The 18,920-nt window shown below is 71.3% G+C and carries 22 protein-coding genes; 10 read left to right on the top strand and 12 right to left on the bottom strand.

All coding sequences use genetic code 11. The features are described from left to right. Positions 1–38: 38 nt before the first annotated feature. A complete protein-coding gene (locus QRX50_RS16925) occupies positions 39–419 on the top strand; it encodes a hypothetical protein (RefSeq protein WP_285972897.1) in 381 nt (126 codons plus the stop codon). Here QRX50_RS16925 and QRX50_RS16920 read toward each other — a convergent pair. From QRX50_RS16920 to clpS, 3 genes are read right to left on the bottom strand one after another with little or no spacing between them, the layout of a single operon-like run. After that, complete coding sequence (locus tag QRX50_RS16920; protein WP_285972896.1) at positions 416–1,402, bottom strand: P1 family peptidase; 987 nt, start codon at positions 1,400–1,402, stop codon at positions 416–418. The genes QRX50_RS16925 and QRX50_RS16920 overlap by 4 nt on opposite strands. Further along, positions 1,399–1,956 carry a DUF2017 domain-containing protein gene (locus QRX50_RS16915; RefSeq protein WP_285972895.1) on the bottom strand — a complete coding sequence of 186 codons (558 nt, stop codon included), beginning with the start codon at positions 1,954–1,956 and terminating at the stop codon, positions 1,399–1,401. Before QRX50_RS16915 ends, QRX50_RS16920 begins: the two co-directional genes overlap by 4 nt. Beyond that, on the bottom strand, positions 1,953–2,252 hold the full coding sequence (gene clpS / locus QRX50_RS16910; RefSeq protein ID WP_220243765.1) for an ATP-dependent Clp protease adapter ClpS: 300 nt from the start codon (positions 2,250–2,252) through the stop codon (positions 1,953–1,955). The genes QRX50_RS16915 and clpS overlap by 4 nt, the downstream gene beginning before the upstream one ends. 74 nt (positions 2,253–2,326) lie before the next feature. Between clpS and QRX50_RS16905 the strand changes: the two genes are divergently transcribed. Beyond that, positions 2,327–3,631, top strand: a complete 1,305-nt coding sequence (locus QRX50_RS16905; RefSeq protein WP_285972894.1) for a nicotinate phosphoribosyltransferase — start codon at positions 2,327–2,329, stop codon at positions 3,629–3,631. 13 nt (positions 3,632–3,644) lie between these two features. Further along, complete coding sequence (locus QRX50_RS16900; protein ID WP_285972893.1) at positions 3,645–4,229, top strand: isochorismatase family protein; 585 nt, start codon at positions 3,645–3,647, stop codon at positions 4,227–4,229. A gap of 163 nt (positions 4,230–4,392) precedes the next feature. Here QRX50_RS16900 and QRX50_RS16895 read toward each other — a convergent pair whose 3' ends face one another. Further along, complete coding sequence (locus tag QRX50_RS16895) at positions 4,393–5,064, bottom strand: hypothetical protein (RefSeq protein ID WP_285972892.1); 672 nt, start codon at positions 5,062–5,064, stop codon at positions 4,393–4,395. 178 nt (positions 5,065–5,242) lie between these two features. Between QRX50_RS16895 and QRX50_RS16890 the strand changes: the two genes are divergently transcribed. The 3 genes from QRX50_RS16890 to QRX50_RS16880 all read left to right on the top strand — a co-directional run bounded on the left by QRX50_RS16890 (position 5,243) and on the right by QRX50_RS16880 (position 8,380). After that, entirely contained in the window at positions 5,243–5,833 is a 591-nt protein-coding gene (locus QRX50_RS16890; protein WP_285972891.1) for a biotin transporter BioY, read from the top strand. An 81-nt stretch (positions 5,834–5,914) separates the two neighbouring features. Continuing rightward, positions 5,915–7,966, top strand: a complete 2,052-nt coding sequence (locus QRX50_RS16885) for an ATP-dependent DNA helicase (protein WP_285972890.1) — start codon at positions 5,915–5,917, stop codon at positions 7,964–7,966. Positions 7,967–8,047: 81 nt separating this feature from the next. Further along, on the top strand, positions 8,048–8,380 hold the full coding sequence (locus QRX50_RS16880; RefSeq protein ID WP_285972889.1) for a hypothetical protein: 333 nt from the start codon (positions 8,048–8,050) through the stop codon (positions 8,378–8,380). A gap of 65 nt (positions 8,381–8,445) precedes the next feature. Here the strand turns inward: QRX50_RS16880 and QRX50_RS16875 are convergent, their stop codons facing one another. The 3 genes from QRX50_RS16875 to serB all read right to left on the bottom strand — a co-directional run bounded on the left by QRX50_RS16875 (position 8,446) and on the right by serB (position 10,931). Next, a complete protein-coding gene (locus tag QRX50_RS16875; protein WP_285972888.1) occupies positions 8,446–8,850 on the bottom strand; it encodes an OsmC family protein in 405 nt (134 codons plus the stop codon). A 78-nt stretch (positions 8,851–8,928) separates the two neighbouring features. Beyond that, entirely contained in the window at positions 8,929–9,705 is a 777-nt protein-coding gene (locus QRX50_RS16870) for a peptidyl-tRNA hydrolase (RefSeq protein ID WP_285972887.1), read from the bottom strand. Beyond that, entirely contained in the window at positions 9,702–10,931 is a 1,230-nt protein-coding gene (serB, locus tag QRX50_RS16865; RefSeq protein ID WP_285972886.1) for a phosphoserine phosphatase SerB, read from the bottom strand. Before serB ends, QRX50_RS16870 begins: the two co-directional genes overlap by 4 nt. A 287-nt stretch (positions 10,932–11,218) precedes the next feature. Between serB and QRX50_RS16860 the strand changes: the two genes are divergently transcribed. Further along, positions 11,219–11,602, top strand: a complete 384-nt coding sequence (locus QRX50_RS16860; protein WP_285972885.1) for a hypothetical protein — start codon at positions 11,219–11,221, stop codon at positions 11,600–11,602. 81 nt (positions 11,603–11,683) lie between these two features. Here the strand turns inward: QRX50_RS16860 and ctaD are convergent, their stop codons facing one another. Continuing rightward, a complete protein-coding gene (gene ctaD, locus QRX50_RS16855; RefSeq protein WP_285972884.1) occupies positions 11,684–13,456 on the bottom strand; it encodes an aa3-type cytochrome oxidase subunit I in 1,773 nt (590 codons plus the stop codon). A gap of 136 nt (positions 13,457–13,592) precedes the next feature. On the opposite strand from ctaD, the gene QRX50_RS16850 reads away from it, so the two are divergent. Continuing rightward, positions 13,593–14,420, top strand: coding sequence for a phosphotransferase (locus tag QRX50_RS16850; RefSeq protein ID WP_285972883.1), 828 nt, complete (start codon positions 13,593–13,595; stop codon positions 14,418–14,420). Here the strand turns inward: QRX50_RS16850 and QRX50_RS16845 are convergent. After that, positions 14,417–15,145 (bottom strand): alpha/beta fold hydrolase, encoded by a 729-nt coding sequence (locus tag QRX50_RS16845; protein WP_285972882.1) that lies wholly within the window; start codon positions 15,143–15,145, stop codon positions 14,417–14,419. The genes QRX50_RS16850 and QRX50_RS16845 overlap by 4 nt on opposite strands. A 39-nt stretch (positions 15,146–15,184) precedes the next feature. Here QRX50_RS16845 and QRX50_RS16840 point away from each other — a divergent pair, with 39 nt between their 5' ends. After that, the gene (locus QRX50_RS16840) at positions 15,185–15,682 is read left to right on the top strand and encodes a GNAT family N-acetyltransferase (protein WP_285972881.1); all 498 of its coding nucleotides are present in this window, start codon (positions 15,185–15,187) and stop codon (positions 15,680–15,682) included. Positions 15,683–15,934: 252 nt separating this feature from the next. Here QRX50_RS16840 and QRX50_RS16835 read toward each other — a convergent pair whose 3' ends face one another. Both QRX50_RS16835 and QRX50_RS16830 read right to left on the bottom strand, forming a co-directional pair. Next, positions 15,935–16,240 carry an Rv1322 family protein gene (locus QRX50_RS16835; protein ID WP_285972880.1) on the bottom strand — a complete coding sequence of 102 codons (306 nt, stop codon included), beginning with the start codon at positions 16,238–16,240 and terminating at the stop codon, positions 15,935–15,937. Between the two features lie 166 nt (positions 16,241–16,406). Continuing rightward, complete coding sequence (locus QRX50_RS16830) at positions 16,407–17,528, bottom strand: alkaline phosphatase family protein (protein WP_285972879.1); 1,122 nt, start codon at positions 17,526–17,528, stop codon at positions 16,407–16,409. A 44-nt stretch (positions 17,529–17,572) separates the two neighbouring features. Between QRX50_RS16830 and QRX50_RS16825 the strand changes: the two genes are divergently transcribed. Next, entirely contained in the window at positions 17,573–17,776 is a 204-nt protein-coding gene (locus tag QRX50_RS16825; RefSeq protein ID WP_285972878.1) for an FmdB family zinc ribbon protein, read from the top strand. 3 nt (positions 17,777–17,779) lie between these two features. On the opposite strand, the gene QRX50_RS16820 is transcribed toward QRX50_RS16825, so the two are convergent. Continuing rightward, the gene (locus QRX50_RS16820) at positions 17,780–18,892 is read right to left on the bottom strand and encodes a trans-sulfuration enzyme family protein (protein ID WP_285972877.1); all 1,113 of its coding nucleotides are present in this window, start codon (positions 18,890–18,892) and stop codon (positions 17,780–17,782) included. Positions 18,893–18,920: the final 28 nt, after the last annotated feature.

The raw sequence follows: 18,920 nt of genomic DNA, 5'->3' as shown, positions 1-18,920 counted from the left end.
CCTTCCGCTCAGGCACCTGGTCGGGGACAATTTCGGGCATGCCTGTGCCGACGAAGGTCCGCGACCGCTGCCTGCCGTTCCTGCCCGACGGCGACCGGGTCCAGTACGTGTTCGCCGGCAACTCGCTCTACCTCAACGGGATGGCGGCGCTCTACGGCTTCCTGGTGGTGGTGACCGACCGGCGCGTGGTCGTGCTCGCCTGCGGCCGCTTCCGACGGCTGCGGCCGAAGTCGGTGTGGGAGGTCCTGCCGCGCTCGAGTGAGCTGGGGCCGGTGGAGGAACACCCCTCGCTGGGCCCGACGATCTCGTTCGCGGACCTCGTGCTGGAGATCGACGAGGCCGACATCGTCGCGATCCGGGCCGCCGACCTCGAACGCGACGGCGCGTGGGTCCCGCAGGACCCGCTGCCGGACCTCTAGAACGCCTCCGGCCACACGTCCCGGTACGCCGCGACCCCACCCGCCGCGGTGGCCGTGAGCAGCCCGTGGACCATCGCGCGGGCGAACACCCGCGCGGCGGCCGAGCACAACGCGTCGAGCGCCGCCGCCCGCTGGCCGTCGGCAAACGTGCCGATGCCGGCGGGCAGCTCGCGAGCGCCCGTGGCCAGGGCGAAGACCGTGTCGCCGTCGAACATCGTGTGGGCCGGGCGCACGGCGCGGGCCAGGCCGTCCTGCGCGGCGACCGCGAGCCGGCGCGCCTCGGCCTTCGACAGCGCCGCGTCGCACGCGACCACCCCGATCGTGGTGTTCAGGTCGGTCCGCGCCGGGGGCACCTCACCCGGCCGCGAAGGCCAGCGGACGCCGAACTCGCCGTCCACCTCGTGATCCGCGGCGAACGCCCGGCCGGTCGCGAAGTCCACCGCCTCGCCGCCGGCGTTCACGGCCGCCAGCGCCCCGACCGTCACGCCGTCGACGACCTCGCTCGCCGAGCCGATGCCGCCCTTGAGCGACCCGACCACAGCTCCGGTACCGGCGCCGACCGTGCCCGAGGCGAACGTCTTCGAGGCCGCTTCACAAGCCGCGTAACCGAAAGCCGCGTCCGGCCGGTTGCCCCAGTCGCTACGCGGAAGATCGAACAGCACCGCGCCGGGCACGATCGGCACGACCTCGTGCGGCTGCAGCCCGACGGGGAAGCCCAGGTTGCGCTCCGAAAGCCAGCGCATCACGCCGTCGGCCGCGGCCAGGCCGTACGCGCTGCCGCCGGAGAGGCACACGGCGTTCACCCGCTGCACCAGGTTCTCCGGCTCCAGCAGGTTCGTCTCGCGCGTGCCGGGCGCGCCGCCGCGCTGGTCGACCGCGCCCGTCGCGCCGTCCGGCACGAGGACCACGGTGGTGCCGGTGGCCCAGCCGTCACCCAGGCGGTGATGGTGCCCGACGAGGACACCCGGAACGTCGGTGATCACGCGGTCAGCGCCTGGATCAGCGTCTCCTGCACCCAGGTCAGCCAGTGGTACACGCCCAGGTGCGGGGCGCGCGGGTCGTCGTCGGGCAGCTCGTCCGGCATGTCCTCGGTGACGTCGAGCGCCGTGCCGAGCGCGAGGCGCACGTCGTTGAGCGCGCCCAGCCACGCGTCGGCCTGCTCGACGTCCAGGTGCACGTCGCCGCCGTCACGCGGCAGCGTGTCGAGCACGACCTTCGCCACGCCGACCTTCGTCTCCAGCAGCTCGGGCTCGTGCAACGAGCGCATGGCCGCCGCGGAGTCGAGGTCCTCGCGGGAGGGGTTGTCGGGGTCGAGCTTGTGAAAATCGGGCAGCAGCCGGGAGAGCACCGGGTCGTCCGGCGACTCCGACGGGCCGGTGCGGATGCCGGTGAGCTCCGCCAGCTCATCCTGCGGAGCCTCCTCGGCCCGCGCGCGCAACATGTCCTCGAGCTGGCTGACCAGGCCGCGCAGCACGGCGGCCTCCTGCTGCTCGAACCCCGCGAGGATCACGTCGCCCTTGCGGCGCCACGCCTTCACGAGGGCTGCTCCATCGTCGCCCACAGCCCGGCGGCGTGCAGCTTCGCCACGTCCGTCTCCACCTTCTCCTTGGACCCCGACGACACGATCGCCTTGCCCTTGTGGTGCACGTCGAGCATCAGTTTCGTGGCGTGGTCCCGGCTGTAGCCGAACAGCTTCTGGAACACATACGTCACGTACGACATCAGGTTGACCGGATCGTTCCACACGACGGTCCGCCAGGGCTTGTCCTCCTCGGCGACCTCTGCCCCGAGTGGATCAACCTGCGTCTGTTCGGATGCGACAGGCGTGGACATGCACCCCATGGTGTCACGGGGGTCACGGGGTACGCCGCGCCAGGTCCGGCCATGTGGGTGAATAGGCTGGCCCCATGGGTGCACCCGAGCCGGTCACCAGCGCCAGCACGGCGCTGCTCACCGACCACTACGAGCTGACCATGCTGGGCAGCGCGCTGGCCGACGGGACCGCCGAGCGGCCCTGCGTGTTCGAGGTCTTCGCGCGCCGGCTGCCCGACGGGCGGCGCTACGGCGTCGTCGCCGGAACCGCGCGCGTCCTCGACGCGATCGCCGACTTCCGGTTCACCGACGCCGAGCTGACCGTGCTGGAACAGACGGCGGTGGTCGACGACGCGACGCTGTCGTGGCTGGCCGACTACGAGTTCTCCGGCGACATCGAGGGCTACCCCGAGGGCGAGCTGTACTTCCCGGGCTCGCCGATCCTCACCGTGAGCGGCACGTTCGCCGAAGCCGTGGTGCTGGAGACGCTCGCGCTGTCGATCCTCAACCACGACAGCGCCGTCGCCTCGGCGGCCGCGCGCATGGCCGGCGCCGCGCACGGGCGCCCCATCATCGAGATGGGCGGGCGGCGCACCCACGAGTACGCCGCCGTCGCCGCCGCGCGCGCCGCGTACATCGCGGGCTTCGCGACCACGTCGAACCTCGAGGCCGGGCGCCGCTACGGCATTCCCACGCGCGGCACGGTCGCGCACGCCTTCATGCTGCTGCACGACAGCGAAGAGCAGGCGTTCCGCGCCCAGGTGGACAAGATGGGCCCGGACACGACGCTGCTCGTGGACACCTACGACATCACCGCCGGCATCGAGACCGCCGTCCGCGTGGCCGGTGCCGAGCTCGGCGCGATCCGGATCGACTCGGGCGACGTCGGCCCGCTCGCGCGCAAGGCGCGGGACCAGCTCGACTCCCTCGGCGCGAAGGACACGCGCATCGTCGTCTCCGGTGACCTCGACGAGCACGCCATCGCGGCGCTGCGCGCGGAGCCGGTCGACGCGTATGGCGTGGGCACCTCCGTGGTCACCGGCTCGGGCGCGCCGACCGCCGGCATGGTCTACAAGCTGGTGGAGGTCGACGGCCGGCCCGTCGCGAAACGCAGTGCCCACAAGGAATCCCGCGGCGGGCGCAAGCACTCGCTGCGGCGGCACCGCTCCACCGGCACGGCCGTGGAGGAGGTCGTGTGGACGGCGGCCTCGGGCCGCCCGAAGGCCGAGGAACACGATCTTGACCTGCAGATCCCCCTGGTGCGCGGCGGCCGCGCGGTGGATGATCTGCCCACGCTGGACGACGCGCGGGCCCGGTTGCGGCGCGCACAGGTCAGCCTGCCGTGGGAAGGGCTCAAGCTCTCGCACGGCGAGCCCGCGATACCGACGACGTTTCTGTAGAGGGAGCCGAGACATGGGAACCGCGCTGATCGTGGTGGACGTGCAGAACGACTTCTGCGAGGGCGGCTCGCTGGGACTGCCCGGCGGCGCGGCCGCGGCGGAGGCCATCTCGCGCCAGGCCGCCGAAGGGGGCTACGACCACGTGGTCGCCACTCGCGACCACCACATAGACCCGGGCGACCATTTCAGCGACACGCCGAACTTCTCCACGAGCTGGCCGCGCCACTGCGTCGCGGGCACCGCGGGCGCGTCGTTCCACCCGTCGCTCGACGTCGTGCCGATCACGGCCGTGTTCTCGAAGGGCGAGTACACCGCGGCGTACTCCGGCTTCGAGGGCAAGTCGGGCGACGGCCGGTCGCTCGCGGAGTGGCTGCGCGCCAACGACGTGACCGACGTCGAGGTCGTCGGCATCGCCACGGACTTCTGCGTGCGCGCCACGGCGCTCGACGCCGCGCAGGCCGGTTTCGGCGTGAAGGTGCTGCTGGACCTCACCGTCGGCGGTTCGCAGCCGACCGTGGACGCGACGCTGGCCGACTTCGACAAGGCCTGTGTCACCTACACCGGCACCGCGGTGGTGCCGCCGCCCGCCGCGTCCTGACCGTCCTCAATAGACCACCCCAATGTGGCGTTGGTTGCGTTCAGCGCACCCAATGCGGCGTTCGGTGCGTTCAGCGCACCCAATGCGGCGTTGGGTGCGTTGCATGGATAGAGCACCGAACGCCACGTTGGGGCGCTTGCGACCGGGTGCGCGGGCGAGCGGCTCAGGCCGGCGGCTGCGGTGCGCCGCCCTTGCCGAACGGGTTGCAGGCGGCGGTGCCGAGGTAGATGTCGCCGCTGGCCGGGCCGCCCTGCGGGAACAGCTGGATGTGCACGGCGTGCGTCACGAGGCTGCCGTCGGCGGGCTGCGGGGTCACGGTCTCGTTGATCGTGACCGCCGCCAGTGCCGTGCCCGCTTCGCCGCCGGGGATCAGCACGCGGTAGTCCGCGGGGATCGACGACGGCACGGTGAACCCGCCGACCTCACCGATCGAGACCGTGCCGCTGCTGCCGTTCTTGGTGGTCGAGCAGCCCGCGGAGTAGGTGCGGACGGTGATCGCCGGGCCGCCGAAGCGCTTGAGCACGTCGGCCTCGAACCGCTGACCGCCCGAGGCCACGGTGGCGACGGCGCCGGTGCGGCCGCACGTGGTGGCGCCGAGGCCGAACGCCGCGACGTCGCCGGTGTCGCCGCCCGTGGTGCGCGCGGTGGTGGGACCGTCGGCGTCGCAGCGGGCGAGGTCACCGGTGACCACGTGCTGGTTGTCGACCAGCACGTCGACGCTGCCCGAGGAGCCCCAGCCGGTGGAGGTGGGGCCGTCGGCGAGCGCCGGGGCCGGTAGTCCCGCGGCCGCCGCACCCAGCAGTGCCGTCGCCGTGACCAAGACCCGTCCGCGCATCACCCGTGCTCCCTTCGACCTGTGGTTGCATCCTCGGCAGCGGGGCACCCCCGCGAAACGTCACAACCCCTACACCACCCGGACGAGTGGTGTGGTGAGGAACGCAACTTGTCGGGGAAATACGGGGTAACGAGCGTTAACCTCCTCGGACGTCCGTTTTCGATCGTGGGAGGTCTCCGTGTCGTCGCTGTCCCTCACCGGCCGCCGCCAGGTGCTGGCCGACCTCGTGCCCGGCGCCCTGGTGCGCGACCTGACGCTGGTCGCCGGCGGTGCCCTGCTCACCGGCGCGGCCGCGCAGCTGGTCATCCCCGTCCCGGGCAGCCCGGTGCCGATGACCGGCCAGACGTTCGCCGCGCTGCTCGTGGGCGCTTCGCTCGGCATGCGCCGCGGCGCCGCTTCGATGCTGCTGTACCTGCTCGTCGGCGCGGCCGGCGTGCCGTGGTTCCAGGGTGCGACGTCGGGTCTGTCCGGCGCTTCGGCCGGGTACGTCGTCGGGTTCGTGTTCGCCGGTGCTCTCGTGGGCGCGCTCGCCAAGCGCGGTGGTGACCGCACTCCGCTGCGCACGGTGGGGACCATGGTGCTCGGCAACGTCGTGATCTACGCGTTCGGCGTGCCGTGGCTGATGGCCGCCGCCGGCTTCGACTTCTCGACGGCGTTCGCCAAGGGCGTGGTGCCGTTCCTGATCGGCGACGCGCTGAAGATCGTGGTGGCGGCGGGTGTCCTGCCGCTCGCGTGGGCCGCGGTGGCCCGCCTGCGCAAGGAAGACTGAGCGCGCGGCGCTCCGGCACGAACGGCCCGATCGCGGCCGGAGCGCCAAACCTGTCGCCCCCGGCGGCTATCGTGTATCGCTGTGCCCGCTCGAACAGATTTCCCCGGCGTCCTCGAACTCCTCACCCACGCGGTGGAGTCCGTGGGCGGAGCCGAGCGGCCGGGCCAGGTGAAGATGGCCGATGCCGTCGGCCACGCCATCCGCACCGGTGAACACCTCGCCGTACAGGCGGGTACGGGAACCGGGAAGTCGCTGGCGTACCTGGTGCCCGCGATCCGCCACGCGGTGGAGAAGGAAGCCACCGTCGTCGTCTCCACGGCCACCATCGCGCTGCAGCGCCAGCTCGTGGACCGCGACCTGCCGCGCCTGGCGAAGGCGCTGAAGAAGCCGCTCGGCCGCGAACCGACCTTCGCGATCCTCAAGGGTCGCCGCAACTACCTGTGCCTGCACCGGCTCGACACGGGGGCGCCCGACGAGCCGGAAGACGCGCAGCTGTTCGACCCGTTCGCCGTTTCCCGGCTGGGCAAAGAGGTCACGCGCCTGCACGAGTGGTCTTCGGACACCGAGACCGGTGACCGCGACGAGCTCGTGCCAGGTGTCTCCGATCAGGCGTGGCGCCAGGTTTCCGTCACCGCCAGAGAATGTCTCGGCGCCGCACGCTGCCCGATCGGCACCGACTGCTTCGCCGAACGCGCGCGGGCCGAGGCCGGGCGCGCGGACGTGGTCGTGACCAATCACGCGCTGCTGGCCATCGACGCGTTGCAGGGCTACCAGGTGCTGCCCGACCACGACCTCGTGATCATCGACGAGGCCCACGACCTGGTCGACCGCGTCACGTCCGTCGCCACGGGTGAGCTGACCAGTGCCATGGTGTCCGCCGCCGCGCGCCGGTGCGGGCGGCTGATCGACGCGGATGTCGCCGACCGCCTGCTGGAAGCCAGCGACGGACTCGCGCTGATCCTCGACGATCTCCCCGCCGGGCGGCTGGATTCGCTGCCACAGGCACTGACCGGCGCGATTCCCGCGGTGCGCGACGCCGCGAAGGCCTGCCTGACGGCGCTGGGTTCCGACCGCAAGGAAGACGTCGACGGGGCCACCGCGCGCAAGCTGGCGCGCTCGTTGCTCGAAGAGGTGCACGACACCGCCGCGCGCCTGCTCGACGCGTACGACGAGGATCTGGCCCACCAGCGCGACGTCGTGTGGCTCACGGGCGACCGCTACTCGGCCAACCCGCGGCCGCCGGCGTTGAAGGTGGCACCGCTGGGTGTCGCGGGGCTGCTGCGCGAGCGCGTGTTCAACCTCAACACCACCGTGCTCACCTCGGCGACGCTGACGCTGGGCGGCGAGTTCGACACCATGGCGCGCCAATGGGGTCTGCCACCCGGTGGCGCCCGCGTCACGAAGGCGCCCGGCGCGGCCACGGACAAGGAAGCGCCGGCCGACGAGGACAAGGGACCGAAGTGGACCGGCCTCGACGTCGGCTCTCCGTTCGACCATCGGCGCAACGGGATCCTCTACCTGGCCAAGCACCTGCCGCCGCCGGGCCGCGACGGCCTGGCCGAGTCCACAATGGACGAACTAGCCGGGCTGGTCGAGGCCGCGGGTGGCCGCACGCTGGGGTTGTTCTCGTCGATGCGCGCGGCCAAGCAGGCCGCGGAGGCGATGCGCGAGCGGCTCGACTACCCGATCCTGTGCCAGGGCGACGACTCGATGCCCACGCTGGTGCGCCAGTTCACCGACGAGCCGCGCACGTGTTTGTTCGGCACGCTCACGCTGTGGCAGGGCGTCGACGTGCCGGGGCCGTCGCTGCAGCTCGTGGTGGTGGACCGGATCCCGTTCCCGCGCCCCGACGACCCGGTGCTGTCGGCCCGCCAGCGGGCCGTGGAAGCCCGTGGTGGCAACGGGTTCCTCACCGTCGCGGCCACGCACGCGGCGCTGCTGCTCGCGCAGGGCACGGGCCGGCTGCACCGCTCGATGACCGACCGCGGTGTGGTCGCGGTGCTGGATTCGCGCCTGGCCACCGCGCGGTACGGCGGTTTCGTGCGCGCGTCGCTGCCGCCCTTCTGGCCCACCACGGATCCCCAGGTCGCGCGCGACGCGCTCAAGCGGCTCGACGCAGCCGCACCAGCGTGATTGACACACCCGCGCCCGCGTGACGGCGGGCACAACCCGGGCGGGTACGGTGAAGAGAACGAACACGACAGGGAGCACCGGTTGACCCAGGATTCGTCCAGCGCACGATCCCGGACCGTCAGTGTCGACGACACCGGGGTGCGGCGCCGCCTCGCCGATGGCAGCGAAGAGGCCGTCCAGTGGGCGGAGCTCTCGTCCGTGATGGTCAGAGTGATCCCTGACGGCCCGTGGAACGAGGACGTGTTCTTCATGCTCGTCGGCCACGACGGCAAGGGCACGGCCGTCCCCAGTGGCGACCCGGCCGCCGACGCCCTCATCGAACGCCTCCAGTCGTTGCCCGGCTTCGACAACGAGAAGTTCATCGAGGCCATGACCACGGACGCCGACCAGGCGTACGTGGTCTGGCAGAGCTGACCTTCCCGCACGGACTCCAACCGCACAGAGCCGAGGCCCCGCGTGGGGCCTCGGCTCTTGCCGCGTCAGGCGGTCGGGAAGGACTCCGTGACGGGGATGGCCTTCTTGAGCGTCCGGCTCACCGTGCACAGGCGGTCGATCGCACGGTCCACCGCGGTTGCCAAGTCCTCGCGCTGCTGGGCGTCGAGCGAGGACACGTCGACATCGAAGGTCACGTGCACCCCGTCCAGCTCTGAAGCGCCTTCGCGGCGGTCAGCCGTGACGCCGACGCGGAACTTCGAGTCCTCGCCGATGCGGCGGGTGATCAGGTTCTCCGCTGTGACGGCGGAGCAGCCCGCGGTCGCGATCTGCAGCAGCTCGGACGGCGAGAACGCGCCTTCCGCTCCCGTGCGCCCGATCCGCACCTCCGCGCCGCGCTCGTTGCGTCCCACGAACTGGTGCTCGCCTTCGCGCTGCACTTCCAGGGTCATCGCCCGCTCCTCCCGACGTTGTCTACAGAGCAGAACCGTAAGCGGCACACCGGTGTTCCGCGCCGAGACGCACCGCACTCACGCCGGGTACTGCGCCGGGTATTGGGCCAGCACCGTGATCGTGCCTGGATCGACCTCGGTGAAGCCCGCGTCCCGGACGGCGATCACGCGGTCCTCGCGCCAGCCGGCCTCGGGGTCGTCCACGGGGCAGAGTTCTTTCCACCGCGCGGGCGACGGCGTGCGCACGGCCACGCGGTAGTCCTGCGCCGCCCACGCCGCCAGCTCGGCGTCCGACAGCAGCGAGGCCAGGATCATCGTCCCGTGCCCGACCTGCGCGGAGGCCTTGCCGACGGTCATCGGCACCTCCGGGTTGAGCAACAACAGCGGCATGCCCTCGGGTGCCGGGCCCGGGGTGTCCGGCGGCAGCTCACTGCCCGAGATCTGCAGGCGCGACACCTCTTTCGGCGTCTCGCTGACCAGCCCGGGCACGAGCGCCCTGGCTTCGGCTCCGTCCACGGAAACGGTGATGCCCGGCAGGTCCAGCACGGCCTGCCAGTGGGTGCCCCGGGCCCGCCGCGCGACCTTGCGGATGCGGTTGTCCAGCCACGCGTGCATCGGCTCGGCCCATTCGCCGCCGGGCTCGGAGCGTTCGTCGAGGCACACGGCCAGCGCCGCGGCGGCCGCCGCCTCGAGCAGGGGCGTGCGGCCGGGCGGCTCGGTGCGTTCGATGCGCAGGATGACCGGCATCGCGCGCACCTGGGCCGGGTCCTCGTCCGAAGTATCGGACGTGTCCTCCGCGGGCAGCCCCAGCCAGTAGGCGTAGCGGCTGCCCAGCGGCTCCAGCACGTGGTTCACGGCCTGACCAGCTCCAGTCCGTCGGCGGCGTCGGCCGCCTCCACCTCGGCGCGCGTGACGCCCAGAACGAACAGCACCGCGTCCAGGTAGGGGTGCGAAAGCGCGGTGTCCGCGACCTCGCGCAGCGCCGGCTTCGCGTTGAACGCCACGCCCATGCCGGCCGCCGACAGCATGTCGATGTCGTTGGCCCCGTCGCCGACTGCGACGCACTGGCCCAGCGGAATGCCGTAGTCGTCGGCGAAGCGGCGAAGCGCCTTCGCCTTGCCCGCGCGGTCCACGACCTCGCCGACGACACGGCCGGTGAGCTTGCCGTCGACGATCTCCAGCTCGTTGGCCGCCGCGAAGTCGAGGCCGAGCTCGTCCACGAGGTGGTCGATGACCTGCGTGAACCCGCCCGAGACCACGCCGCAGCGGAAGCCCATGCGCTTCAGCGTGCGGACAGTTGTACGCGCGCCCGGCGTGAGCTCCAGTGTCGCCGCGACCTCGTCGAGCACCGACGCGGGCAGCCCGGCCAGCAGCGACACCCGCCGTTCGAGCGATTCGGTGAAGTTCAGCTCGCCGCGCATCGCGGCCTCGGTGATCTCGCGGACCTGCGGCTCGACGCCGGCGTGCGCGCCGAGCATCTCGATGACCTCACCCTGCACCAGCGTGGAGTCGACGTCGAACACCACCAGCCGCTTCGCGCGGCGGCTGATGCCCGCGCGCTCCACCGCGACGTCCACGGCGGCGGTCGAGGCGGCGTCGGCCAGCACCGACCGCAGCTCGGCGTCGGCGGCTTCGGTGTCCTCGCGGACCGAAACGTACAGTTCCAGCCCGGTCACCGGGTAGTCGGCGACGCTGCGGATCGAGTCGATGTTCGCGCCGAGCGCGGCCAGCCGGGCCGCGACCTCGGAGAACGACCGCGCCGTGACTGGACGGCCCAGCATCACCAGCACGTGGGACGAATCCTGCTTGCCGAGAGCGAAGGGGTCGGCGCCGATGGCGTCACCGATCTTCACGTCCACCTGCATGCCGACGGTCGCCATCGCCTGCTCCACGGACTCCTGCAGGCCCTCGGGGTCGCGGTAGACGCCGGCGAGCACCCCCAGCACGAGCTGTCCGCGGATCACGACCTGCTCGACGTCGAGCACGTCGACGTCGTGGCGGGTGAGCACGGCGAACAGCACGGAGGAGACACCGGGCTTGTCGGGACCGGTCGTGGTGATCAGGACGGGCGTCTGGGTCACTGGGCTCTATCCCTCGTTCGGCGCTGTGCGAGCACGCTCAGTCTGGCGCGGAACGCCAGGCACAAAAAGGGCGCGTGCGCGGCTTCACACAACCAGGCCCGAACGAGGGACGCGGCCCGGAACGGATCGGGTTACGTCGGTGTGGAGAACCAGTCTGCTTCACGGAGGCCGGAGAACAAATTGAGTTGGATCCCGAGCGTAGAGTCCGATTCGTGTAGCGATCCCAGGGTTGCCAAACTGAGTGGAAACCAGCCCTGAACAGGTGCTGTGGCGCATGGCTGGGCGTGATGCCGGAGGGAACGCTCGGCATCGGCACGGAGGACGAGGCCAGGGCCACGCTGGAGGGGTCCGGCTACGTGGCGATGTGGCCGTTCCTCGAGACAAGTCTCGAGGAGTGTCTCGACGAATTTTCCCGCTCCTGGCACCTTCTTGGCGGGCATGGAGTTTCCAGTCCGCAGAGGTTGGTTGAGCTGACTGTGGCCTCCGCGTGCAAGCGCCGTCGGCCGTATTGGATGGCGCTGGCCGTGGCTTGGTTGATCCGGATGGCGCCGCTGCCGTACTTCGACGCCCGACTTGTCTCCGACCTGCTGAAATTGGCCGCGGAGGCGGAGGTTCTCCCCGCTGAGCTGCGCGTTCAGGCCCGCGCGGCGTTGGCTGACGCCGGCAAGTAGCTCGACCCCACAACCAGCAAAAAGGGCGCGTGCCCGGCTTCACACAAGCCGGGCACGCGCCCCTGTGGTCAAACGGGCTTCTTACTGCTCGCCCGCGTTGTCCTTGTCGTGGCTGCCCGGCATGGTCGCGTCGACCAGCTTCTGCGACGGCGCGCCCTGGTGGCGCGGCTTGCCGAAGAAGCCGATCTCACCCTCGGCGTGCATCCGCTCGACCATGTGCGGGTAGTGCAGCTCGAAGGCGGGGCGCTCGGAGCGGATCCGGGGCAGTTCTGTGAAGTTGTGCCGCGGCGGCGGGCACGACGTCGCCCATTCGAGGGAGTTGCCATAGCCCCACGGGTCGTCGACCGTGACGATCTCGCCGTAGCGGTAGCTCTTGAACACGTTCCAGATGAACGGCAGCGTGGACGCACCGAGGATGTACGCGCCGATCGTGGAGATCGTGTTCAGCGTGGTGAACCCGTCGCTGGCCAGGTAGTCGGCGTACCGGCGGGGCATACCCTCGGCACCGAGCCAGTGCTGGACCAGGAACGTGCCGTGGAAGCCGATGAACGTGGTCCAGAAGTGCCACTTGCCGAGCTTCTCGTCCATCATCCGGCCCGTGATCTTCGGGAACCAGAAGTAGATCCCGGCGAAGGTCGCGAACACGATCGTGCCGTAGAGGACGTAATGGAAGTGCGCCACCACGAAGTAGCTGTCCGACACGTGGAAGTCGATGGCCGGCGCGGCCAGCAGGATGCCGGTCAGGCCACCGAACAGGAACGTGACGATGAAGCCCATCGAGAAGATCATCGGCGTCTCGAAGGACAGCTGGCCCTTCCACATCGTGCCGATCCAGTTGAAGAACTTCACGCCCGTCGGGACCGCGATCAGGAAGGTCATGAAGGAGAAGAACGGCAGCAGCACGGCGCCGGTGGCGTACATGTGGTGCGCCCACACCGCCACGGACAGGGCCGCGATCGCCAGCGTCGCGAAAACCAGGCCCTTGTAGCCGAACACCGGCTTGCGGCTGAAGACCGGGAAGATCTCCGACACGATCCCGAAGAACGGTAGGGCGACGATGTACACCTCTGGGTGACCGAAGAACCAGAACAGGTGTTGCCAGAGGATCACCCCGCCGTTGGCCGGGTCGAAGACGTGCGCTCCTAGGTGCCGGTCCGCCAGCAGGCCGAACAGGGCCGCGGTCAGGATCGGGAACGCGAGCAGGATCAGGATGCTCGTGACCAGGATGTTCCAGGTGAAGATCGGCATCCGGTACATCGTCATGCCCGGCGCGCGGAGGCAGACCACGGTGGTGACCATGTTGACCGCACCGAGGATCGTGCCCAGACCGGAGACGATCAGGCCCGAGATCCAGAGGTCGGCGCCGACGCCCGGCGAGTGGATCGCGTCCGACAGCGGGGTGTAGGCGAACCAGCCGAAGTCGGCGGCGCCACCCGGCGTCAGGAATCCGGAAAGGACGATCAGCCCACCGAAGAGGTAGAGCCAGTACGAGAACGCGTTGAGCCGCGGGAACGCGACGTCGGGCGAACCGATCTGCAGCGGCAGCACGAAGTTCGCGAACCCGAAGAGGATCGGGGTCGCGTACAGCAGCAGCATCACCGTGCCGTGCATGGTGAACAGCTGGTTGTACTGCTCCTGCGACAGGAACTGCTGGCCCGGGCGGGCCAGCTCCGTGCGGATCAGCATGGCCATCGCTCCGCCCGCCATGAAGAAGGCGAACGAGGTGACCAGGTACATGATGCCGATCTGCTTGTGGTCCGTCGTGCGGAACAACCGCAGCAGGTACGAACCCTTAACCGTCTCGCGCGCGGGGTATGGGCGCGTTGCGATCGGCTTGGGGGCTACGGCCGTCACTCCTGCCTCCAACACTGAAACCTTGAGGTGGTCATCGTCCGGGTCGCCGGGGGTCGGGACAGGCCCGATCCGACGGCTAGAGGGATCGTAGCCCTCGCTACCCACCGTCGCTCGCACCGGCTGGTTAGATCACCGCATGGCCGACCCGTACACGGCTTCCGCGCTCGACGCGGCCCTCTCGGTGGGCCGTCGGCTCGGCCTCGCGACGGGGTCGGCCGAGGTCCTCCACGAACGCTCGAACGTGCTGGTGAGACTGGGTTCCGTGGTCGCGCGGGTGCCCGGGACGACGCGCCTGCTGCGGCCCGACGCGACGGCCTGGCTCGAGCGCGACGTCGCCGTTTCGAGGCACCTCACGCAGAGTGGTGTGCTCGTCGTCTCACCCACCACGGATCCCCCGGCCGGGCCCCATTTCGCCGACGGGCTGCCGGTGACGCTCTGGCACTGGACTCCGCACGATCCGGACCATCGGCACACGCCGGGAGAAGTCGCGAGTTCACTCGCGACCGTCCACGCGGCACTGCTTGCCTATCCGGGTGAACTTCCCGTGCGCGGGCCCGTCGACGAGCTGCTGGGCGCGCTCGACCGGCACGGGGCCACGATGGACGGTGCCGCGGATTCCCTGCGCGCCGAGGCGGTACGGCTCGCGGCCGCGCTGCCGGCGGACCGGATCCAGGCCCTGCACGGCGATGCGCACCCGGGCAACATCATCGCGACCGCGGAAGGCCCGTGCTGGCTGGATTTCGAGGACACCTGGCGCGGACCGCTCGCCTGGGACCTCGCGATCCTGGCGAAACAGGGCGGAACCGCTTTTCTGGCGGCCTATCCGGACGTGGTGGATTCGGCTTCGATCGAGGTGTGCCTGCGGTTGCGTGAGCTGTTCGTGGTGGTGTGGCGGTATTTGCTCGCGCTGCGCTGGCCCGCGCGGCGCGGCGAAGCGCGGGCGGCGCTGGCGGACTACTTCTAGGCGAACCAGCCGAGGATCGCCTCGACGACGCCCGCCGGGTCTTCGAGCGGCGTGAGGTGCCCGGCGCCGGGCAGGACGACGAGCGTGGCTTCGTCGAGGGCGTCGACCATCTTGCCGGCTTCCTCGACGGGGGTGAGCTTGTCCTCCGCGCCGACGACGACGAGCGCGGGCACGTCGGACTTGCGCAGCACGTCGAGGGAATCGGGCCGGTTGCGCATCGCGCGCGCCGCCCACGCGACCCCGGCGGGCGACTGGGCGTCGATGAGCTCACGCACGCGTTCGGCCGGTTCCTGGTTGTGCAGGAGGTTCGGGAGGATCGCGTCGGCGAGCCAGCCCTGGACGCCCTCGGCCTCGGCGCGTTCAGCGACCTTGAGGCGGTTCTCCGCCGCTTCGGGCGTGTCGGCCATGGCCTTGGTGTCGATGAGCACGAGCCCGGCGACGCGTTCGGGGGCTGCTTTCAACACGGCGAGGGCGAGGTAACCACCCATGGAACAGCCGCCCAGCACCACTTCGTCGAGCTCCAGCCGGTCGAGCAGCGCGAGGACGTCGCGCGCGGCGTCGTCGAGGCTCGGCTCGCGGTCGGTCTCCGGCAGCGGGCTGCGACCCAGGCCGCGCTGGTCCGGCGTGATCAGCCGCAGGCGCTCGGCCAGGGGCGCGCGGACGAGGTCCCACATGCGGGCGTCGAGGGGGAAGGCGTGCAACAGGAGGAGCGGCAGTTCGGTCATGAGGCGATTCTGTCGGACCCCGCCGCTAGCGTGCGGGGTGTGCTGAGGGAGATCGTCACTTCGCGGCTGGTGCTGCACCCGTTCACCGAGGAGGACCGCGCCGCCGTCGTCGCCATCCAGACGGACCCGGCGACGAACCGCTTCAACCCGGACCCACCGGACACCCCGGGCGGCGACCTGCTGTTCGACTCGTGGCTCGCCCACTGGGCCGAGCACGGGTTCGGCTACTGCGCCGTACGGGAGCAGGGCGGGCCCGAGGTGCTGGGCCTGACGGGGGTGCGGCTGCGGTTGTTCCGGGGTGATCGCGTGCTGAACCTGGCGTACCGCTTCGCACCGTCGTCGTGGGGACGGGGGTACGCGGTGGAGGCGGCAGGGGCCGCCGTGGAGTGGGCTGAGCGGGAACTGCCGGAGCTTCCGGTGCTGATCAGCGTGAACGCGACGAACGCGCCATCGTTGAGGGTGGTGGAACGGCTGGGGTTCACGAGGTTCGAGGAGGACGTGTACGAGGGGGCGGTTTCGCGACATTTCCGCCGCTGAGCTCGGGCGGTGGCGCGCCGGTTGGGGAAACAGCGCCGACTCGGCTGTTCTCGCATCAGGCTCGCGCGCTTCTCGATGCCGGGCGCGAATCCGCGGGCGCGGCTTGGCGAGCGCCGGGGCATGCCTCGCCCTTCTCGCGGCGGCCGTCCCCCGCCTACCGGCGCCAGGTCGGCAGAGCACGTCACAGCAGGTCAGGCAGACGGGTTTCCGCCGCCACCTCGCACCCACCGTCTGGCCGCGGCCATCCCCGACCTACCAGCGGCGGTTCGGGCGCCGGCGGGTCCGGGCGTCCCAGCAGGTGCGGTGCCAGTGGCGGCGGTCGGCGGCGGAACCGGTTTCGTCCGCAGGCCAGACGACCACGTGGGGTGTGCCGGGGCGGATCTCGTGGTCGCAGCCGGGGCAGCGGTACGTCTTGGTCGCGTGGGAGCCGGGCACGGTGCGCACGAGCCATTCGCCGTCGGGGCCGGACTCGGAATGTGCCCAGCCGCTGACCGCGCTGAGGTCGGGCTGCTCGGCACGACCGTGCCGGTCTCTGCCGGGGCGATTGTGTCGGGGCACGGGAAACACGTTAACGGGAGGGATCGGTGGGCTGCAGAGCGTGGTCCGGCTTGCCACCGTGGCACGGTCGCGATCGAGGTCGACCCGCGGGGCGCGGGCCGGCTCGCACGGCGTGACCCGGACCCCGGCAAACCGGCAAATCCCTGGTCTACCGGCAAATCCAGGGTCAGCCGTGCGCGAGTGCCAGCGGCACCAGCTGCTCAGCCTCCGTCAGCGAACCGTGCTGGCCGATCAGCGACGTCTCCACCGCTTCGGCCAAGCCGCGGACCATGCCGAACGTGCCCTGGGCCGCGGCGACGACGTCGCCGATGCGGGGGCGCACGCGGTCGCTCACGGTGCCGAACCAGCCCGCGGCGATGGCCTCGTCGCGGGGCAGCACCCAGGCACGCGAGCCGAGCACAGACTGCCAGGCCGCCAGAACGTCGGCGGCCGCGCCCGGTTCGGCGTAGACGTGGCGGGCGCGGACCTCGCCGCCGAAGGCGCGGACGCCCGCCAGCAGCGACGGGGTGTCCTCGAGGTCGAGTTTGTCGTCCACGGTCACCATGCCGTGGTCGGCGACGACCGCCAGCAGCGCACCCGCAGGTAGTCCGTCCACAATGGACTCCACGAGGCGGTCGACGTGCCGCAGCTGCATCCGCCAGGCGGTGGAGCCGGGGCCGTAGAGGTGGCCGAGCAGGTCGAGTTCGCTGTGGTAGGCATAGCAGAACGAGCGCGACGCGAGCACCTCCAGCGTCCGCGCCGCGAGGTCGCCGAGGGCGTGGACGCCGGCGTAGCGCGCGCCGCTCTGGGTGGCGCGGGTCAGGGCCGTGTCGGAGAACTGAGCGGACGACACGACGGCGGCGTCGAGGCCGGCGGCGGCGGCGGCTTCGAAAGTCGTCGGAAGCGGCTGGACCGAGCGGGGCGGGAGGGCGCCGCGCAGGTCCCTGCCGTCTTCGTGGGAGCGCCAGCGCAGGGCGTTGAGCACGCCCGCGCCCGGCACCTCGAACGTGTACCCGACCATCCCGTGCTCCCCCGACGCCAGCCCGGTGCCGATGGCGGCGACGCCGGCCGCCGTGGTCGACGGGAAGCCGACACGCAACGGGCTCTTCGCGAGCTCCGTGAGCACCGGCGCGTCGGCCGCGTGCTCGGCGAGGAGCTGCCAGCCGAGACCGTCGATGAGCAGCACGCACGCGCTGCGGGCCTCCGGCAGCGCCAGCGAACCCGTCTCGCCCGGCACGCCAAGCGCGGCCAGTACCGCGGGGACGACCTGGCCGAGGTGCGGGAGGTCCGTGATCTGGGGAACGTCCACGAAGACAGCTTCCCACCCGCCCGTGCGGCAGCGATAATCGACGCATGCCCACTTACGCCTACCGCTGCCGCGACTGCACCGACACGTTCGAGCTGCAACGGCCGATGAGCGAGTCCGGCGCGCCGGCGCCGTGTCCCGAGGGGCACACCGACACCGTGAAGCTGCTGACCACCGTCGCGCTCACCGGCGCCGCCGCGAGCCCCGCGCCGTCGGGTGGCTGCTGCGGCGGCGGGTGCTGCGGCGGCTGACGGTCAGCAGGCCTTCAACGCCTGGTCGAGGTCGTGCCAGAGGTCCTCGACGTCCTCGAGGCCGGCCGAGAGCCGGATCAGCCCTTGGGTGATGCCGTTCTCCTCGCGGTCGGTCTCGGCGACGACCCGGTGCGTGAGCGACGCCGGGTGCTGGATGAGCGTGTCGACGCTGCCGAGGCTCACCGCCGGCGTGATCAGCCGGACGGCGGCGATCAGCGCGTGCGGATCCCCCGCCACCTCGAACGCGACGAGCGGGCCGCCCAGCTTCGGGTAGTGCACGGCAGTCACCGCTTCGTGCTGCGTGAGCCGCTCGGCCAGCACGGCCGCCGTCGCCGACGCCGCCGTAACGCGCAGCGGGAGCGTCGAAAGCCCGCGCAGCAACAGGTATCCCGCCAGCGGGTGCAGCACGGCGCCCGTCGCGAAGCGGATTCCCCGCAGCCGCGCGGCTTCCTCCGCATCGCACGCGACGATGCCACCCATCACGTCGCCGTGGCCGCCGAGGAACTTCGTCGCGCTGTGCAGCACGAGGCGCGCGCCGTGGCGGCCGGGGCGTTGCAGGACAGGTGTGGCGAAGGTGTTGTCGACGAGCACGGGCACGTCGCCGCACGCGTCGACGAGGGCTTTGACGTCGAGCTCGGTGAGCGTCGGGTTGGCGGGCGTTTCCACGAACACGAGACCGGTGTCCGGCCTCAGCGCCGCGGGCACCTCACCGGGCGCCGCCCACGTGACCTCGGTGCCGAGCAGCCCGGAGGTCAGCAGGTGGTCGGTCGAGCCGTACAGCGGCCGGACGCCGACGACGTGCCGCTTTCCTTGCGACGCGGCGGAAAGCAGGCACGCGGACACCGCCGCCATCCCGCTCGCGAACGCCACCGCGTGGTCGAATCCCTCCAGTTCGGCCAGCGCGCGCTCGAACCGCTCGACGGTCGGGTTGCTGACGCGGCCGTAGATGCCGGAGACCTCGCCGCCGGCCGAGAACTCGTCGATCCGCCGGGCCTCGGCCGCGCTGTCGCGGGACGGGTACGTCGTGGAGAAATCGAGCGGTACGGCGTGCAGGCCCAGGTCGGTCAGGTCGTCGCGGCCGGCGTGGACGGCTCGGGTGCGCAGCGCGTTCGTCATGGTCCGAAGGTTCGGTCATCGTGCGGAT

Origin of the sequence: Amycolatopsis sp. 2-15 (genome assembly GCF_030285625.1) — a bacterium.
GTDB lineage: Bacteria > Actinomycetota > Actinomycetes > Mycobacteriales > Pseudonocardiaceae > Amycolatopsis > Amycolatopsis carbonis.
This window is presented reverse-complemented; position numbering and strand designations above follow the sequence as displayed.

Coding starts and splice junctions, on each gene's coding strand:
- QRX50_RS16825 (WP_285972878.1), top strand. CDS start 17,573: ATGCCCACTTACGCCTACCGCTGCCGCGACTGCACCGACACGTTCGAG.
- QRX50_RS16900 (WP_285972893.1), top strand. CDS start 3,645: ATGGGAACCGCGCTGATCGTGGTGGACGTGCAGAACGACTTCTGCGAG.
- QRX50_RS16850 (WP_285972883.1), top strand. CDS start 13,593: ATGGCCGACCCGTACACGGCTTCCGCGCTCGACGCGGCCCTCTCGGTG.
- QRX50_RS16925 (WP_285972897.1), top strand. CDS start 39: ATGCCTGTGCCGACGAAGGTCCGCGACCGCTGCCTGCCGTTCCTGCCC.
- QRX50_RS16895 (WP_285972892.1), bottom strand. CDS start 5,064: ATGCGCGGACGGGTCTTGGTCACGGCGACGGCACTGCTGGGTGCGGCG.
- QRX50_RS16905 (WP_285972894.1), top strand. CDS start 2,327: ATGGGTGCACCCGAGCCGGTCACCAGCGCCAGCACGGCGCTGCTCACC.
- QRX50_RS16860 (WP_285972885.1), top strand. CDS start 11,219: ATGCCGGAGGGAACGCTCGGCATCGGCACGGAGGACGAGGCCAGGGCC.
- QRX50_RS16820 (WP_285972877.1), bottom strand. CDS start 18,892: ATGACGAACGCGCTGCGCACCCGAGCCGTCCACGCCGGCCGCGACGAC.
- QRX50_RS16875 (WP_285972888.1), bottom strand. CDS start 8,850: ATGACCCTGGAAGTGCAGCGCGAAGGCGAGCACCAGTTCGTGGGACGC.
- clpS (WP_220243765.1), bottom strand. CDS start 2,252: ATGTCCACGCCTGTCGCATCCGAACAGACGCAGGTTGATCCACTCGGG.
- QRX50_RS16845 (WP_285972882.1), bottom strand. CDS start 15,145: ATGACCGAACTGCCGCTCCTCCTGTTGCACGCCTTCCCCCTCGACGCC.